An 18,416-nucleotide genomic window follows, 5' to 3' on the forward strand; every position below is an offset into this window, starting at 1 on the left:
TTGATAAACTGGCTTTTTGTTTTTAGCTTACACTTTGCTCAGATAATTGGACCTGCTGTTTTTTCTTCCTTTCTCCTACCGAATATAGCCAAATCCCTAGTACAATGATGACTGCGCCTATAACTTGTGTAAGAATGATTTTTTCAGACAAGATAAAATATGCGAGTATCGCAGCACCGACTGGTTCAAAAAGAATACTGACGGAAATCGTAGACGTACTAACCCATTTTAACGACCAATTAAAGAGATTATGTCCTAATAGAGTTGGGATAATTGCTAAAAGTAAAAAATACATCCAATCATGATTCGAGTATCCGCCTAAAGGGTATTTAAAGATAACTACATATAAAAACAATGTAATCGTACTTATGCTATAAACGACAAATGTATATGTCACAAGTGATAGTCGTTTTCGAACAGTTTGCCCGAATAAGAGATAAGCCGTTACCATGATACAAGATACAATTGCCAAGAAATCCCCAAACAAGGCACTTCCACTTATCTGGAAATCCCCCCAACTAATGACCATACTGCCTGCTAATGCAAGAAAAGTACTTAGTAAAGCACCCATACTTATTTTTTCTTTAAATATGAAATAAGTACCTATAAAAGCAAAAACAGGCTGCATTGTTACGAGTACAGTAGAACTAGTTACCGACGTGTAATTTAGCGATTCAAACCACAAGATAAAATGTAGTGCAAGGAACACACCTGAGATACTTGAGAACAGCCAGTCTTTTTTTGTGATGACTCGTAGTTCTTTTCTGTATTTCCATAAAAATACTGGTGACATTAGTAATACTGTAAAAAAAAGTCTGTAAAAAGCAATAACTGGCGCTGGTGCATTTGCCAGTTTAACAAAGATTGCTGAACTAGAAACCGCAACTACACCTATACCTAGTACGAGATACGGATTTATTTTTGGTTGATCCATTGATGTCCCTTCATTTCCTATATAATTAATCCTTAGTATATAAGAAATACATACAAAAAGGATAGAAGAAATTTCTACCCTTTTTTAAGTAATGTTATCTTAAGGACGCTTCCGTTATTTTCTTGTAGTCCTTACTGTTATAAGCAGATATCTTAGTTGGTGATAGCGCATAAAGTGTGTCGCCTATAGTTAACATACGTTGAATTTCATCTTCCCATGTTTCATACGGCCCTACGTGATGTGATAGTTTTGATTTTAAATGGATTCCTTCTGGACTCACGTCATACACGTAGGCACCTTGAAATTCAAATTTTTGTTCATATGCAGCACCTTCTATGTTTTGATAAACAGTTATTGGAAATGCAAATATTCCTTTATCTTTACTAAATAGTAGGGCCTTATGATCATAATTCAAAGAAGAATATGTCCCTCTTCCGCCAATTATTTCTGTAAATTTCTCCTTAGGATTATTCACATCTTGAATATCAAACAGGGAGATTTTTATTCCGTCTGTGTAAACCCTTGGTTCTCCACTAATTGATTTATCTGCTACAACCTTGGTATCATACCCAAAACCAATTAGATGGTTTTCATCATATGGATGTAGGTAGTTACTAAAGCCTGGAATTTTCAGTTCTCCAAGTACATTAGGATTTGAGGGATTACTTGCGTCAATTACAAACAATGGATCAACCTGTTTAAAAGTTACAATGTATATTCGTTCTCCCATAAACCGTGCAGAATAAATACGTTCACCCCTAGCTAAATCTTGCAATGAACCAATTTGTTTTAAATTTTCATCGTAGATAAAAAGATTATTTGCCGATGGACTGTTTACATCCCAGGTATCTCCTTTGGTTGTTGCTACACGGAAATTACCCTTGTATTCATCCATAGAAAACTGATTTAATATGGTACCAGGTACATCTGCAGAGCTATGAAATTGAACTTGATCCCCTTCCACTGAAAATTTGTAAATACTTGTATCAGGTGAGTACGATTGACTGTCTCTATATGGAATCGCATGATAGTTTGTAACGGCTATATAGATGTTCTCCTTAGACATATACAATTGATCCCCACTACCTAAGTAAGAAGTAATGGAAGCTTCACTCTCGGGTTCATCCAAATTAAAAGCTGCAAGTAAGGTAAAATTTGTTTCTTTTGAACCCGGCATATATTGAATCTTTTCATATGGGATGAAGGAGCTTTCCTCACTAGACACCGAGTCAGAGTATCGAGGCCGCAATTCTACATCATCATCCTTGATATCCTCCATGATCCAGTAATTCGGATAGTGATTTGCAACTAGATAGACGTAATTGTTAATTCTTCTGGATGTTACGTGATGCCCCTCTACCTCAACTCTTCGTATCTCCTTCGGCTTACTTGGGTCCTTAATGTCGTACACTATAGCCATTGTTGTCTCAAAGTGTCTAGGTGGATATATCATAGTACGCTTGTTGTTGGTAAAAGTATCACCATGAAATGAATGACCTATTGCAACGAGTTGATTCTCATATAGGAACATCTGGCTCGGTGAAAATGAGTGAGTAAAAGGTATGGATGCTACGAGCTTCATATCTGTAGCTGGTGCCGCTTTAATAATATTTAGCTTCCCATCTACAATTTGATAGATATGTTTTCCATCAGTCTTCACAATATCTGCTTCATCAACACCACTCACTTGAGTATTAGTTTCTGAATGACCTTCACTACTTTTTGCTGAGTTGTCCCCACCAGCAGCCTCTTCAGAAACGGCCATATCTTCACTTGAGGATTCTCTTGAAAAGAAGCTTGATTTCTGATTTTGTTTTTCCTCGGCTATGGCAGTCTGAAAGATTTCTTTTAGCTTTTCTCTGTTGCCAACGGTTGGAAGGTCTTCCTTCACAACAAAAGAGATATCCTTACCAGAACGTAACTTACGCCCAACTGGGGATTTTACATTTTTATCAATATGGAGAGTATATCTCTCGTCAGAAGCATAACCGTTCTTTGGGGGATGAATCGTAATTGCTTTTTGATCTGAGCTTAATGTTACTGTTACATCCTCCTTCTCTCCATTTGCATCTTGTACAAATATCAACGATTTAGCCACACTGGCTTTATCTATTTTCTCAGAAAATTGAATCGTCCATGCTTTATTCGCAAGAACAGTCTGAATCTCTGAATCATACTTGCTAATGATGGCTGGTTTTGAAAAGGTAATGACAGCAGTAATAACTGCGAATGTGAAGAGAAACGCAATAAATAATATCCATTTTCTACCCATTGATAACACCCCTTTACCAGTTAGACGATAATTGGCAGGATTTGTTACAAAAAAAAGCCCTCCTATATAGAAGGCTTTTTCTCGTTCGTATATTGATCTAGCAAGAGCTCGAAGGCTTTTAACATTTTTTGAATCGTTTTATCATCATAGGTGCTTAAACACGAGATTTGTAGCCACTTCTTTTCCTGTAGATAACTACTTTCATAATGAAGGTAGTACCCCTGAAGTGCCATATCATCACCGAAATCCTTTGAAGATATATGTTCCGGTAATAAAACGGTCATAATAGCCGGTGACGAATGTTTAGGTGGTGTTACTATATGAAGCCCAATGGATTCGATTCGCTCTCGGATGATTTGATAACGAGATTTAATTTCATTAAAATGGTTACCATTTTCATACTTTCGAAGCGCCTCTTGTAAGGCTTCTAGCATGTTCGAGGAATGCGAATAGGGAATACTATCATTACTCGCATACATCCCTAAATCAAGATATCTTGGAATGGATCGATTTGGCACCACATCAAGATTGTGGAATACAAACGATAAACCTGTATAGCCCCCGATTGCTTTTCCACTTACACCCGATGCCAAATATACATCTTGAAAATTTAAAGGAACGGCACCTATTGTACTAATGCAATCAAGACAGAGTTTCACATGATGATTTTTACAAAGCACCTTAAGTTCCTCTACATCTGTAAGCATTCCAGTTGAGGTTTCACTGTGAACTCCCCAAATCCATCTATAATCACCAGTTTGTAGCTCTTGTTCAATTTCAGCTCTCTTAATAGGAATACCCCATTCTTTTTCTAGCTTTTTAAAAGCTAATCCCGCTCGATTCGCATGATCGATTAGTCTTGCTCCAAATTCACCATTGCTCAAAATTATTCCCTTTCCACCTAATAGAGCAAGTTGTGCTGCAATCACATCATTTGCTAGAGTTCCTGAGCCTACTAGAATTTCAGCAAACTTAGAGTTAGTCATCCAGCAGAGTTTCTCTCTAACAGTATTCATTCGTCTCGTAAATTCATTTGAACGATGAGAAATCGGTTTTTGTTCAAGGGCCGCTTTCACATTGTCTTCAACTTTAATTGGCCCTGGTAAAAAACTAATTGGCTCTCGAACTATTCTTCCTGCCAATGACTCCTCAAAGGTTTGCTTCGTTAAATACATAGGCCAAAACGAAGCCTCCGAGGTTCCTGTTAATGAAGCAAATGGCTTAAAACCCATTTGACGATATAATTTTTCCTGTCTCGTTGTTCCAGAAATTAAAGCAAGGTCATAGCCTTCATTTAAACAATAATTAATCATTAGCTGGGCAAGCCCGAGGAATACACGGCCATGATTTCGATATTCTGGTTCAACTGCTAGCAGACGAATTTCACATGGCTTATTCATTTTCACAGGCAGCTTCTCTTCTAAATTAGAAAGCTTATGGTCTAATGAAAATGGACGGTTGCCTCGGACCGCAATCATACCGATTAATTCGTGGTTTTTCACACAAATTAAATAGGTATTTTCATTGTGAAATTTATCAATTAACATTCGTTCTTCATTTTGTTCATGCTGTGGAATCTCTTCCACAAATGTTTTGTAGTTTAATTTATGAATTTTTTTAAATTCTTCTTTTGTCCTTGCAATCTTATAGACAAATGACACGTACGAATCACTCCACTAATTAATTTTTACTTATTTTTTCCTTAAGGTTTTCACGGTGAGCAAATAACAATATAGCAATTACAAGAAAAACTAGAAAACATTCAAGGTTGGAATAATTCATAAACCAATAAATAATTGGCAATGTAAAAAACGCTGTCATGCCTGCCAGTGTAAAACTTCTTAAAAGAGCTAATAAGATAAGAAAAATAAGTCCAAATACTAGAAATGGCTGATAGGCCAATATAAGAAGTCCACCCGCCGCCGTAGCGATCCCTTTTCCACCTTTAAATCTAAGCGTAATCGGCCAAACATGTCCTACAACTACCGCAATCAATGAAACAATTTGTTCGTCAAATGAAAAATCAAGGTATTTCGCACCAACAACAACAAGCATCCCTTTTACAACATCGCCAATTGCCGTTAACAAAAAACCTTTCTTACCTAGTAATCTACCAGCATTCCTTGCACCTACATTTCCACTCCCAAGCTTACGAATATCCTCACCCTTGCTTACCATCATGACGACATAGGCAGTCATGATGGTTCCAATAAAATAGGAAGCCACTACATATAAATAAATCACGCGTTCACCACCATATCGAAGGTTTACTAAAATCTTACCATTTATTGTTTATTGTTTAAATTACTTTCTTACTAGAAATGGACAACTTCTTTTTAGTAGAAATATATGTTCTCTTGAACATCTACATGCAAAAAGAAATTCTAATTTTTAAAGCCTCATTGGAAACCAAGATAGATACTTATAACCATTTTCAAAAAATTAAAACTAATGCATTGACGGTTTATAATGAAAGTGCTAATATCTTACTAATCCTATTAGTTAACTAAGGATTAAGATGATTCCTTATGGAGATCCCAAAACAGTAAAAAGGAGTTTTGTACAATGATAAAGAAAAAATTTTTACATGTTGTAGCAACAGGATTGGCGGCAGTAGTCCTATTGGCAGGTTGTGGGTCAAGCACAAACACTGGCGCAGAGGCAGACTCCTCCAGCAGTGGTTCAGATGTTAGGAAGGTAAAAGTTGCTTATGACCAGGCATCAAAACCCATTTCCTGGTTAGACGAGGATGGGAAACCAACAGGATATGATGTAGAAGTGATGAAATTGGTTGATGAAATACTTACAGACTACGAATTTGAATATGTTGGAACGTCAAGTGAAGACTTATTAATTGGTGTCCAACAAGGCAAATACCATGTAGGTGTAAAAAATGCTTTTTGGACTGAGGAAAGAACCAAGAATTTTATCTATCCTAAGGAATTCCTTGGTCTTAGTAGCACTGGACTTATATTAAAGAAAGAAAACGAGCATATTAAATCTCTTGCAGATTTTGCATCTGCAGGGATGACGTTAGCACCGATTGCTGCTAACAACGCGCAATATACAGTTATTGATGAATATAATCAAGCAAATCCTAAAAACCCAGTCAAATTAAAAGCTGGTGATCAATTTTCAGTTGATGTTGTTCAATGGGTAAATGAAGGTCGTGTAGATGGTGGTGTCATGATTGAAGGTCCATTTAAAAAACAAGTGGTTGAAGAAGATGGTCCCTATCATAATTTAGCGAATGATGTGATTTACAATGAGTTTGCTGTTATTAAAACATGGCCTCTGTTCAATAAGGAAGAACAGGAATTTGCGGATGCGTATGATAAAGCTATCAAGCAGATCAAAGAAGAGAAGAAGACAAATGAGCTAAGCGAAACGTTTTATGGAAGAGATCTGTTTGAGGTATTGGACTCTGTAGAAAGATAAAAAAATAAGAAGTCAAAGTTAAAAAACAGTATTTATGACTTGTCACCTTCTATTTTAGGGGTCAATCCTACGTAGAATGTGACAGGTTTTTACATTTATGAATCTCATACATTGCTAAATATGGGTGGTGATGAAAGTTGGAAAAGTATTTTGACGCATCTTACATAATTGAGTCAATACCAATGTTACTTCCATTTTTAAAAGTAACATTTATGATAGCTGGTCTATCCGTACTGTTTGGAACAATCCTAGGTTTTATCCTAGCCATTATGAAACTAGGAAAAAATAAGATTGCTCAAAAAATTGCACATGGCTTTACCACTATTTTAAGGTGTACACCATCAATTGTTCTTCTTTTTTTAGTGTATTATGGCCTTCCAGCCATCGGTGATAATTTCGGGATCAACTTAAATGACCTTAATACTGCAATATTTGTCGTAATCACTTTTACACTTCAGTTTGGAGCTTTAATGTCTGAAGTAATTAGGTCGGCGTATGAATCAATTGACAAAGGACAATATGAAGCTGCAGTAAGTGTTGGGCTATCTAATACGCAGGCTTTATGGAGAATAATTTTACCACAGGCATTTGTAGTTGCCTTACCAAACTTCGGCAATAGCTTACTTGAATTACTAAAAGAAGGAGCTCTAGCCTATACAATTGGATTAATCGATATTATGGGAAAAGCAAACCTTATTATCGCAAGCAATATAAATGCGCATGCATTGGAGATTTATATCGGATTATCGATTATTTATTGGGTCCTTTCCATTGCCATTGAACAATTCTTCTTAAAGCTTGAAAGACTGTTTAGTAAAGGAAAACAAGTGATCAAAACTACATAAGGTGGTGAGACCCGTGTCAGATGGGCTTGACTATAAATTTTTAGTGGATACTTTTTTTGTAGCATTATCAGGGGTTCCAACAGCACTACTTATTACAATTATTTCCCTACTAATTGCGCTACCATTGGGTTTTTTATTGGCCTTAACAAGGATTAACCGGATCCCCATTTTACATCGTTTTGCACAAGTTTATGTTTCATTTGTAAGAGGGACACCGATTATCGTTCAAATATTTATAATCTACAACAGTGTCCCTATTTTACTCAATTCATTGTTTACTAAATTGGGGATTGAATCAAATGTTTATGACGTCAATCCAATTTGGTACGCTTTCATTGTCTTTTCCTTAAATACGACAGCAATTCTTATTGAAGTGTTTCGATCTGCTATCAGTACAGTTAGTAAGGGGCAACTGGAAGCTGCTCAGTCAGTTGGATTAACTAATACACAAGCATTTAGAAGAATCATTATTCCACAAACGTTAGTTGTAGCATTACCGAATATTTGTACGGCAACAGTCAATCTTATTAAAGCGACCTCTTTGGGCTATGCAATGTCATTGCAAGAGATAACGTTAAGAGCACAAGTGGCAGCCAATGTAGGCTACAATTATGTTGAAGCTTATATTGACATTTTCCTCATATATTTGATTATTTGTAGTTTAGTAGAGTATGCATTCAAACGATATGAAAAACGTTTAACAAAATTCAAAGTTGCAAGTGCCTGAGATAAAAGCAGGAGGCGAAAAACATGTTAGAAATAAAGAATATCCATAAATCATTCGGTAAAAATGAAATTTTAAGAGGCGTAGATTTAAAAATAGACAAAGGAGATGTCGTGGTTATCCTTGGGCCAAGTGGTTCTGGTAAAACAACTTTACTTCGTTGTATCAACTTTCTAGAAAAGGCAGATCAGGGACATGCAGTTTTCGGTAAAACTGAATTGAACCTTAAAACAGCTTCAAGAAAACAAATTCATGAAATCAGACAGAAGATAGCTTTTGTATTTCAAAATTATAATCTGTTTAATAATAAAACAGCAATTGAAAATGTTACAGAAGGGCTAATTGTCGTAAGAAAGGTACCAAAAGAAAAGGCATATGAGATTGGTAGGAAAGCGTTAGATAAAGTAGGGCTGTCAGAAAAATACGATGCTTATCCTAGTGAACTATCAGGTGGACAGCAACAACGTGTTGGTATTGCAAGAGCAGTTGCTTTAAATCCTGACATCATTTTGTTTGACGAGCCTACCTCCGCTCTTGACCCGGAACTAGTTGGTGAAGTGTTAACTGTTATGAAGAATATTGCCAAAGAAGGAACAACAATGTTGGTTGTTACACATGAAATGTCGTTTGCAAAGGATGTGGCAAACAGAGTGCTCTTTATGGATGATGGTGTCGTAGTTGAAGAAGGAACACCGAATGAATTTTTTAAGCATCCAAAAGAAGAAAGAACACGAAAGTTCTTAAAAAGAGTACTTCCAGAAGACTATACGTACTATATCTAAAAATTCAAAAAACTACCAATCATTTTAGAGATTGGTAGTTTTTTTATAAATCAATGTCTTGGCCAAGACGCCTTGTGTTTTGTTATTTACCTGCACTTTTAGCGAGTAACATGATTGTCATGTCATCCATCGGAGGATTGTGAAGACCGGCGCGGACATCACGATAATATCTTTGCAGTGGATTTTTTTGTGATAAGCTCCGAGCACCTACTACTCTCATAGCTAAGTCTACAACTACTATCGCCGCATTTGTAACAGCAAGTTTTACTGCACCTAATTCAGGTGTTAACTTATTTCGTTGTTCTTCACTTGATTCGTCCCACTGTTTTGCGACCGAATGTAGAAAATGTCTTGCTCTCATTAATTCTAATTCCATTTCCCCTATCTTTTGTTGCACATTTGGTAAGTCAAAAATGGAACCTTTAATACTATTTGGAGAATAGTCTTTTGCGAAATTAATCGCATAGGATTGGGCAGCTTGTGCTATGCCCAGGTAGCAAGCTGGAATATGAAGTAACCATCCGGATGCGCTCCTTTGACCAGGTTCAGCCAATTGGACTAGATATTCTTCATCCACTTTGACGTTATTTAATACTAAATCATGACTTCCTGTCCCTCGCATGGCGATACTATCCCAGGTTTCTTCTATTTCTAATCCTGCACTAGATTTAGGGATTAAGAAAAAACCCACTTCATCACTTTCTGGAATCGTCGCTGTCACGTTAAAATAATCGAGTATTGGAGACATAGTTGAGAAGGTTTTTACGCCGTTAATTACCCACCTGCCACCTTCTTTCACAGCAGTTGTTGTAGGCTTCCCTCCACGAGTGGGACTCCCGGTTTGTCGCTCTGATGCACAATTATTTATTAGTGCCCCATCCTTAACATCCCTAAATACCATCTGTAGCATTGATTCTTTCCACGGCTTTTTTTCTCCAAGATCTTTAACGATTCCCATGTGCCAACCTATTGATAAAGCCGTTGATCCATCGCCTCTTGCAATATACTCTTGAAAATGAACAAAGTCATAAAGAGAGATTCCTTCCCCACCATATTCTTTTGGTAAGGTTAATGAGGTATATCCAGAGCTTTTGAGCTCAGAAATATTTTCAAACGGAAAACTCATTTCTTCATCAATCTTTGCTGCCTTTGATAAAAAACGTTGGGACAATTCCTCCATTAATTGGAGCCGTTCCTCCATTCTATTTACATCTTGAAATCTCATAATACAATCATCACCCTTGTCTTTATTCTTATTGCGAAACATATAACATACTAATCCTATCGGTTTTTATATATAACCTTTATTATACAGTTATTTATGTTTTGTACCAATAAAGTTTTATAATTTTTTTGGGAATTTCTATTGTATTTTTTTTCTATATGTACTAAAGTTAAAAAAAATTGTTTTTTTCGAAAATTTCATATTTCATTCTTATCAAGAGAGACGGAGGGATTTGGCCCAATGATGTCTCAGCAACCAACCTGGTTAGGTCCGGTGCTAATTCCAATAGGTTACAACTACCTTGAAGATAAGAGGATTCTCAATATTAACTAGGGACCTTCTTCTTACAGAAGGTCCTCATTTTTTTATTTTTTTAGAGAGAAGGATGAATAACATGACAAACAGAAGTTTGGAAACAAGATTAGTACAATTAGGTAATAAGAGTGATAAGACAACAGGGGCAGTTAACCCTCCCATTTATTTATCAACTGCATATCAGCATGATGGCCTTGGTCAGTCGACTGGATACGACTATACGCGTACGAAAAATCCAACCCGTACAATATTGGAAGATGGAATCGCGAATTTAGAGTCAGGTGACCGCGGATACGCATGCAGTTCTGGAATGGCTGCCATTCAATTAGTCCTTTCTCTATTTCGTTCTGGGGATGAACTAATTGTTCCTGAAGATGTCTATGGTGGCACATTCCGTTTACTAGAATATTATTCAAATACTTATGATATTCAAACAACCTATTCACCTTTTAAAGATATTAACGAGACAGAGAAGTTAATAACACAGAAAACAAAGGCCATTTTCATTGAAACTCCCTCTAACCCACTAATGCAAGAAATTGATATTAAGGTGTACGCACAGCTTGCACAAGACTTCAACTTATTACTTATTGTTGATAACACCTTTTTAACACCTATTTTTCAAAGACCACTCGAATTAGGGGCAGATATTATAATTCATAGCGCTACTAAATATATAGGGGGCCATAATGACGTATTAGCAGGTATTGTCGTGGCCAAAGGAGACACTATTTGCGAGAGGTTATCTACCCTTCATAACGCAACTGGTGCTGTCCTTTCTCCTTTTGATTCTTGGCTCTTAATAAGGGGGATAAAAACACTTTCTTTACGAATGAAAAAACATGATGAAAATGCAAAGAAAATCGTTGAGTATTTACGTGATGAACCTCTGGTTACCGACGTTCTATACCCAGGGAAAGGTGGCATGCTTTCATTTCGGTTAAAGGAAAGCAAATGGATTAGCCCCTTTTTAGAAAATTTACAATTGATTACCTTTGCGGAAAGTCTGGGTGGTGTTGAAAGTTTTATCACATACCCTACGACACAGACACATGCAGATATTCCAGAAGAGGAACGAAAACGTCGTGGAATTTCTGATACCTTATTACGATTTTCTGTTGGTATTGAAGAGGCGGAAGACTTAATTACGGATTTAAAACATGTATTTTCTATATTAGTTCAGGAGGTTAATGTTTTATGAGCACCTACAAAACTAAATTAGAAACAAAGTTTATTCATTCCTCATTAGGCGTTGAGCAAAAAACAGGTGCGGTAAACACTCCTATTTATTTATCATCGACCTTTCATCAAGAAAGCTTTGATAAATTCGGTCCATTTGATTATAGTAGGTCGGGAAATCCGACTAGACAGGCCCTAGAACAGGCAATTGCCGAATTAGAGGGTGGTTCAAGAGGTCTCGCATTTGCATCTGGCATGGCAGCCATTTCTTCTGCGTTTATGTTACTTACTTCAGGTGACCATGTTGTTATTTCCGAAGATGTGTATGGTGGAACTTATCGTTTTGTTACTGAAGTATTAAATAAATACATGATTGATCATACCTTTGTAAATATGACAAATTTAGAAGAGGTATGTAGGGCTGTCCGACCAAATACAAAAGTTATTTACATGGAAACTCCATCAAATCCTTGTTTGAACATAACAGATATTGAAGGGGTTGTAAAAATTGCCAAGCAAAATCATTGCTTAACTTTTCTCGATAACACCTTTATGACACCACTTTATCAAAATCCAATTGAGTTAGGCGTAGACATTGTGTTACATAGCGCAACAAAGTTTTTATCAGGACATAGTGATATTATCGCTGGATTAGCTGTAACAAAAACGGAAGAACTTGGTGAAAAATTAGCCTTTATTCAAAATTCGTTTGGGGCTATTTTAGGTGCACAGGATTCATATCATTTAATCCAAGGAATTAAAACATTAGGTGCTAGGTTAAAACAATCATCAGAATCTGCACATATAATTGCAAATTATCTTAAGGATCACCCATTAGTTGAAGATGTTTTTTATCCAGGCTTACCTTCTCATCCAGGGTATGATATACACAAAAAACAATCAAAAGGCTTCGGGGCTGTTCTTTCGTTCCGATTACCCGATAAATTAACAGTGAAAGCATTTGTCGAACAAATTCAATTGCCTGTTTTTGCTGTCAGCCTCGGGGCTGTTGAATCGATTCTTTCATACCCAGCGCAAATGTCTCATGCAGCAATGCCTAGAAAGGAAAGAGAGAAACGAGGAATTTCCGACGGATTATTACGATTTTCAGTAGGACTCGAGCATGTTGATGATTTACTTTCAGATATTGAACAGGCACTCCGAGTAGCTAGTATTCAAGCTGAGACAGGAAGTTTAACAAAATAATAGATCGAATACGCCTTCACGTGTTGCCTGTCAGCTACCGAGCGGATTGGTACTTACTCGGGTTGAACTTCAACGGCTTACTGGGCATGCAAAAACTAAAACCCTTCTCTATTAAGAGAAGGGTTACTTTATATATTAAGTATACAGAGTCCCCGTGGTCCCTATCTCATCACGTTGAAGTATCTGGCTTCTGGGTGGGCGAATACCATGGCTGAGACGGATGCTTCTGGTTCCATCATGTAACCGTCGGTTAGGTGGACGCCGATTTCTTCTGGGTGGATGAGGCCGAATAATTTCTTTTGGTCCTCTAGTTCAGGGCAGGCTGGGTAGCCGAACGAGTAGCGCTGTCCTGGGTAGCGAGCCGCAAAGCGTTCCTGCATGGTAAAATCTACAGGGTCTGGGAAGCCCCAACGGTCGCGCATTTGCCGGTGAATTAATTCAGCAAAGCCTTCTGCGCTTTCAAGTGCTAATGACTGTAGGGCGTGACATTCCAGAAAACGTCCTTCCTGCTTCAACTGATCGGCTATCTCACGGATGCCGCGGCCTGCTGTAACAGTAAAGAATCCGACGTAATCCATCACCCCGCTGTCGACCGATTTTAAGTAATCAGGTAAACAAAGAAAGGGTTCTGAATCTTGACGTGGAAATTCAAATGTTTCAATGACTTTCTCCACGTTGTCAGGATCATAAATATAGATTTTTTCGCCATCTGATTGGGCCGGAAAGAATTGATAAACAGCAGCTGGTGTAATCCACTGATTGTTTTTTGCATCGAGCAGAAGGCGATCCACCGTTTCTTTTACCTTTACCGCTTTCTCATCCTTCTGCTCAAGTAAGTTCTTAATTTTACCTTTCACACCAAGATGATGGCCGAGCAGCATTTGCATATTTATATACGGCTCGATATGTGAGATCGAATATGAGCGCAACACATGTCGTTTTGTATCCTGAGGAACAAAGACCGGCACATCTGTTGATACACGCGGCTTTACCGCTAATGATGTCGTCGTCCGTCTTGGTAGGTCAATCGTGACAGGTTTGGCCGCTAATTTTTCTTCTTTTATCGCAAAAAGTCGTTCCCGCTCCTCAGTGGAATGTAAGGAATTTGCAAGGGACAGCCCTGACATCGCATCTTTCGCATAGAGAACAAGTCCATCATACTCCTTGGAAATTTTCGAATCCGTGAATTTACGAGAAAGCGCAGCACCGCCTACTAAAATGGGCAAGGAAATTCCCGCGGCTTTCATATCCTGTGCCGTTAGGACCATTTGCTGGGCTGATTTTACCAAAAGACCTGAGAGGCCAACGATATCCGGCTTTTCTTCACGGATTACTTTTATCAATTCAGCTGGCGCCACCTTGATTCCCAAATCAAGCACATCATAGCCGTTATTGCTAAGAATGATATCAACGAGATTTTTTCCGATATCATGGACATCGCCCTTCACCGTGGCGAGAACAATCTTCCCTTTAGAAGCGGAGACGTCCCCTTTTTCCATAAATGGCTCTAAATACGCAACAGATGCTTTCATTACCTCGGCACTTTGGAGAACTTCAGCGACAATTAGCTGGTTATCATTAAATAACCGGCCAACTTCCTTCATCCCATCCATTAAGGGTCCATTGATAATTTCAAGTGGGGCAGGATATTTTGCTAGTGCCTGCTCAAGGTCTGGAATTAATCCTTCCTTGGTACCTTCGACAACATAGTATGCTAACCGTTCCGCAAGACTCATATTGAGTACGGCACCCTTATCCTCTTTCTTCTTATCCCGATAAAAGTCGGTAAATACCGCTAATGCCTCATCGGTTGTTCTAAATAAAAGATCCTCCGCCAATTGAATCTCTTCTTTTGAAATTGAGGCAAACCGCTCTAGTTTCTCGGTATTCACAATCGCGTAATCAAGGCCCGCCTGTGTACAGTGGTAGAGAAAGACGGAGTTCAGGACTTCACGCCCGACTGGTGGTAGCCCAAAGGATACATTACTCACGCCAAGAATGGCTTGGACCTCAGGGAATCTTTCTTTTATCAACCGAATCCCTTCAACGGTTGCTTTTGCTGAGCCAATGTATTGCTCATCCCCCGTTCCAACCGGGAAGACCAATGGGTCAAAAATGAGATCCTGTGGCTTCATCTTATATTTATTCACGAGGATGTCATAGGAACGCTCGGCAATTTCCAACTTTCGTTCAGCGGTAACACCCATCCCTTCCTCATCAATTGTCCCGACAACAGCTGCAGCACCATAAAGATGGATCAATGGAACAACCGCTTCAAAGCGCTCTTCCCCATCCTCAAGGTTAATGGAATTGATAATCGCTTTTCCTTGCGAATATTTAAGTGCCCTTTCGATGACCTTCTCGTCTGTTGAGTCAATAACAAGAGGCACCTTGACCTTTTTCACAACTTCTTTTATAAAGTTCTCCATATCAGTAATCTCTTCACGGTCTGGGTCAGCAAGACAAAGGTCGATTACATGAGCCCCACCCTTCACTTGGGCACGTGCAATTTCGGCTGCCTCTTCAATTTTTCCTTCTTTAATTAACCGTTTGAATTTACGAGAGCCGATGACATTTGTCCGCTCTCCAACCATGATTGGTCGAAGTCTCGGATCATCATAAATAAATGGTTCAATTCCGGATACCATATGCAGGGAGTGTGACTTCATTTCCCTTGGCTGATGCTGTTTCATCTCCTTTGCAATGGCGCGAATATGCTCTGGTGTTGTTCCACAGCAGCCGCCAACGATATTCAGCCAGCCCTGTGCTGCAAACTCCCCAAGCTTCTTCGCAAGCATATCGGGTGTTTCATGATAATTTCCTTCCTCATCCGGCAGCCCCGCATTCGGATAACAGCTAACAGCCGCCTGTGCCAGCCCAGACAGAGAGCGAATATGGTCCTGCATGAATTCCGGTCCGGTGGCGCAATTCAATCCAACGGCTAGAGGATTCATATGCTCAATTGAAATGTAAAAGGAATCAATCGTCTGACCCGCAAGCGTTGTACCCATTGGTTCAATCGTACCGGAAACGATAAGCGGTATGATTTTTCCAGTTTGTTCAAAGGCTTTCTGCATGCCAATATAGGCCGCCTTCACATTCAGCAAGTCCTGACTTGTTTCTAAAAGTAAAAGATCCACGCCACCATCAATCAATCCGATTGTTTGCTCCTCGTAGCTGGCGGATAATTCATCAAAGGTAGCCCCCCCTGTCACACTCAGTGTTTTCGTGGTCGGTCCGATTGAACCTGCGACATACCGTGGCCAAGCCTCAGTGGACAATTTTTCCGCTTCCTTGACAGCAAGGTGTGCCGCGATTTTATTAATTTCATAGGCTTTGTACCCGATATTATATTCATTCAGGACGAGATTTGTCGCGCCAAAGGTATTGGTTTCAATGATATCGGCACCAGCTTCTAAATACTCGCGGTGAATTCTAGAAAGCACCTCAGGCGCTGTTAACACGAGATGTTCATTACAGCCATCATATTCCTCACCGCCAAAATCCTCAGGTGTCAGCCCCGCATTTTGAAGCATCGTCCCCATCGCACCATCCATGATAAGGATTCGTTTGTTGATTTGTTCACTAATTGGTTGTTTTGGCATAGTTGTTCCCCCTTATATCCTTTGCACGCTGACGGGCATATTGTGCCAACTCAACCGTCAGTTCATAGCGTAAAAATGGTGTAATTAAATAGATTCCATTGAATAAATCCAAAGTAGCATCAATGAGTGATTTGGTAATTTCAATCCCTTCTGCGGCCGACTGGACCGGGTCATTTTGTAAAAAGGCCATCCGTTCTCGGATACTATCGGCAATTTTGATTCCCGGTACTTCATTGTGTAAGAACTCTGCATTTTTACTATTTAAAAGTGGCATCAAACCGATGTAAATTGGTGCTTCTAAGTGTTTCGTATGTTCATAGATTTCAAGCAGCCTTTCCTCTGAAAAAACCGGTTGAGAGATGAAATAATCGGCCCCACAAGCAACCTTTTTTTCCAGCCTTTTTACCGCATTTTCTAATGATTTTACATTTGGATTAAAGGCACCTGCAATGCTAAATGCCGTCCTTGCCCCTAAGTCTTTTCCAGAATAGGACAGGCCTTGATTAAGTTGTTTGATCATTTGAATTAATTCAAATGAAGCCATATCATACACTGATGAAGCCCCAGGAAAATCACCGACGCGAGCAGGGTCTCCAGTAATTGCAAGCACATCATGTAAGCCGAGCGTATGCAGGCCCATGAGATGGGATTGCAAACCAATCAGATTCCGGTCTCGACAAGCGATATGAATGAGCGGCCTCATGCCGGAATCCCTTTTTAAAAGATAGCCAAGGGAGTCATTTGCGATTCTGACCTGGGCAAGAGAGTTATCCGCTAATGTGACCGCATCTATGCCCGCATTCTTAAGGGCACGTGCCCCTTCAAAGAATTTTGTCGTATCGAGCTTCCGTGGTGGGTCTAATTCGACAATCACGGATGGTCGTTCCTTCACAATTTCCTGGAGTGGCGGGAAGCTCCTTTTTCCTGCAAAATCGGATACGACAACTTGCGTTGGTGTTGCTTTCACTGTTTTTTCGGTAATTGGTGGGCAGTTAAGTAGAGATGTGGCAAAAGCTCGGATATGCTCAGGTGTTGTGCCACAGCATCCGCCAAGCAGCCGGACCCCTTGCTTTCGGAATTCAAGGGCTGCTCTTTCAAAATAGTCGGCATCTCCTCCATAATAGAATTTCCCGTCCGTATAAGCCGGCAGACTGGCATTCGGATAGGCAGAGAGGTAGGCATGCTTTGGTAGCTCAATTTGTTCAAGCGCCGTCAGCATATGGTGCGGCCCCAACCGACAATTCAGTCCGACGACATCTGCCCCAAGTCCTTCCAGTCTCTTGATTGCCTCATTTACTGGGGTGGATTCCTGCAAGATGCCAGGTTCCTGATGGGACACTTGGGCAATAATCGGCAGCTTCGTTTCCTTTCTCGCAATTGTCAGGACGGTTTCAAGTTCCTCAAGATCCCAGAACGTCTCGAGTATCAGCCCGTCTACTCCTTCTAGCAAAAGACAATAGAGCTGCTCCCGAAAGCTTCGCTTGATTTCGTCTAGCTTAATTGAACTAGCTTTCACTCCTCGGTTCCCGCCCAATGTCCCCAACACATAGACCTGTTTTTGATACTGATTTGAATTTTCATTTTGTGCTTGCAAAGCTTTTTTGGCATGACGTACTGCAGCGCTGTTGATGCTTTTCACACTGTCCTCAAGGCCATATCTGCCAAGCTTCAAATAATTCGCTGCATATGTATTGGTTTGAATCACATCTGCCCCCGCTTCGATATAGGCCCTATGAATGTTCTGGATTTGTTCTGGCTGCGACAGATTCAGTTCCTCGAAACAACTACCAGCGCCATAGGAGTAAAGCAGCGTCCCCATCGCTCCATCGCCAATCACAATTTGTGTCTCAAATTTTTTTAATAAGCTCATTGTCACTCTCCTTGTCATCAT

The 18,416-nt window shown here is 39.4% G+C and carries 13 protein-coding genes and 1 riboswitch; of the genes, 6 read left to right on the top strand and 7 right to left on the bottom strand.

Annotated features, from left to right (window positions below):
• Nucleotides 1–22: 22 nt before the first annotated feature.
• From ACWNMY_RS06120 to plsY, 4 genes are all read right to left on the bottom strand, one after another.
• Nucleotides 23–934 (bottom strand): DMT family transporter, encoded by a 912-nt coding sequence (locus ACWNMY_RS06120; RefSeq protein WP_449537359.1) that lies wholly within the window; start codon nucleotides 932–934, stop codon nucleotides 23–25.
• 94 nt (nucleotides 935–1,028) lie between these two features.
• Nucleotides 1,029–3,206: a beta-propeller domain-containing protein gene (locus ACWNMY_RS06125; RefSeq protein WP_449537360.1), complete on the bottom strand. Its 2,178-nt coding sequence runs from the start codon at nucleotides 3,204–3,206 to the stop codon at nucleotides 1,029–1,031.
• Nucleotides 3,207–3,268: 62 nt separating this feature from the next.
• Entirely contained in the window at nucleotides 3,269–4,867 is a 1,599-nt protein-coding gene (locus tag ACWNMY_RS06130) for an aminotransferase class V-fold PLP-dependent enzyme (RefSeq protein WP_449537361.1), read from the bottom strand.
• 19 nt (nucleotides 4,868–4,886) lie between these two features.
• On the bottom strand, nucleotides 4,887–5,450 hold the full coding sequence (gene plsY, locus ACWNMY_RS06135) for a glycerol-3-phosphate 1-O-acyltransferase PlsY (RefSeq protein ID WP_449537362.1): 564 nt from the start codon (nucleotides 5,448–5,450) through the stop codon (nucleotides 4,887–4,889).
• 321 nt (nucleotides 5,451–5,771) lie between these two features.
• On the opposite strand from plsY, the gene ACWNMY_RS06140 reads away from it, so the two are divergent.
• The 4 genes from ACWNMY_RS06140 (at nucleotide 5,772) to ACWNMY_RS06155 (ending at nucleotide 8,995) form a co-directional block, all read left to right on the top strand.
• On the top strand, nucleotides 5,772–6,644 hold the full coding sequence (locus tag ACWNMY_RS06140; RefSeq protein ID WP_449537363.1) for a transporter substrate-binding domain-containing protein: 873 nt from the start codon (nucleotides 5,772–5,774) through the stop codon (nucleotides 6,642–6,644).
• Nucleotides 6,645–6,781: 137 nt separating this feature from the next.
• The gene (locus ACWNMY_RS06145) at nucleotides 6,782–7,489 is read left to right on the top strand and encodes an amino acid ABC transporter permease (RefSeq protein ID WP_449537364.1); all 708 of its coding nucleotides are present in this window, start codon (nucleotides 6,782–6,784) and stop codon (nucleotides 7,487–7,489) included.
• A 13-nt stretch (nucleotides 7,490–7,502) separates the two neighbouring features.
• On the top strand, nucleotides 7,503–8,216 hold the full coding sequence (locus ACWNMY_RS06150; RefSeq protein WP_449537365.1) for an amino acid ABC transporter permease: 714 nt from the start codon (nucleotides 7,503–7,505) through the stop codon (nucleotides 8,214–8,216).
• Between the two features lie 23 nt (nucleotides 8,217–8,239).
• On the top strand, nucleotides 8,240–8,995 hold the full coding sequence (locus tag ACWNMY_RS06155) for an amino acid ABC transporter ATP-binding protein (RefSeq protein WP_449537366.1): 756 nt from the start codon (nucleotides 8,240–8,242) through the stop codon (nucleotides 8,993–8,995).
• An 82-nt stretch (nucleotides 8,996–9,077) separates the two neighbouring features.
• Here ACWNMY_RS06155 and ACWNMY_RS06160 read toward each other — a convergent pair whose 3' ends face one another.
• Nucleotides 9,078–10,220, bottom strand: a complete 1,143-nt coding sequence (locus ACWNMY_RS06160; RefSeq protein WP_449537367.1) for an acyl-CoA dehydrogenase family protein — start codon at nucleotides 10,218–10,220, stop codon at nucleotides 9,078–9,080.
• A gap of 207 nt (nucleotides 10,221–10,427) precedes the next feature.
• Nucleotides 10,428–10,534: riboswitch (SAM riboswitch) on the top strand.
• Between the two features lie 80 nt (nucleotides 10,535–10,614).
• Here ACWNMY_RS06160 and ACWNMY_RS06165 point away from each other — a divergent pair.
• Together ACWNMY_RS06165 and metC are read left to right on the top strand one after the other, a co-directional pair.
• Nucleotides 10,615–11,736 (top strand): methionine biosynthesis PLP-dependent protein, encoded by a 1,122-nt coding sequence (locus tag ACWNMY_RS06165; RefSeq protein WP_449537368.1) that lies wholly within the window; start codon nucleotides 10,615–10,617, stop codon nucleotides 11,734–11,736.
• Nucleotides 11,733–12,920, top strand: a complete 1,188-nt coding sequence (gene metC, locus ACWNMY_RS06170) for a cystathionine beta-lyase (protein WP_449537369.1) — start codon at nucleotides 11,733–11,735, stop codon at nucleotides 12,918–12,920. The genes ACWNMY_RS06165 and metC overlap by 4 nt, the downstream gene beginning before the upstream one ends.
• Before the next feature lie 161 nt (nucleotides 12,921–13,081).
• On the opposite strand, the gene metH is transcribed toward metC, so the two are convergent.
• Both metH and ACWNMY_RS06180 read right to left on the bottom strand, forming a co-directional pair.
• Nucleotides 13,082–16,525, bottom strand: a complete 3,444-nt coding sequence (metH, locus tag ACWNMY_RS06175) for a methionine synthase (protein WP_449537370.1) — start codon at nucleotides 16,523–16,525, stop codon at nucleotides 13,082–13,084.
• A complete protein-coding gene (locus ACWNMY_RS06180; RefSeq protein WP_449537371.1) occupies nucleotides 16,506–18,395 on the bottom strand; it encodes a bifunctional homocysteine S-methyltransferase/methylenetetrahydrofolate reductase in 1,890 nt (629 codons plus the stop codon). Before ACWNMY_RS06180 ends, metH begins: the two co-directional genes overlap by 20 nt.
• Nucleotides 18,396–18,416: the final 21 nt, after the last annotated feature.

The sequence above is a fragment of the Ferdinandcohnia sp. Marseille-Q9671 genome, assembly GCF_976954385.1.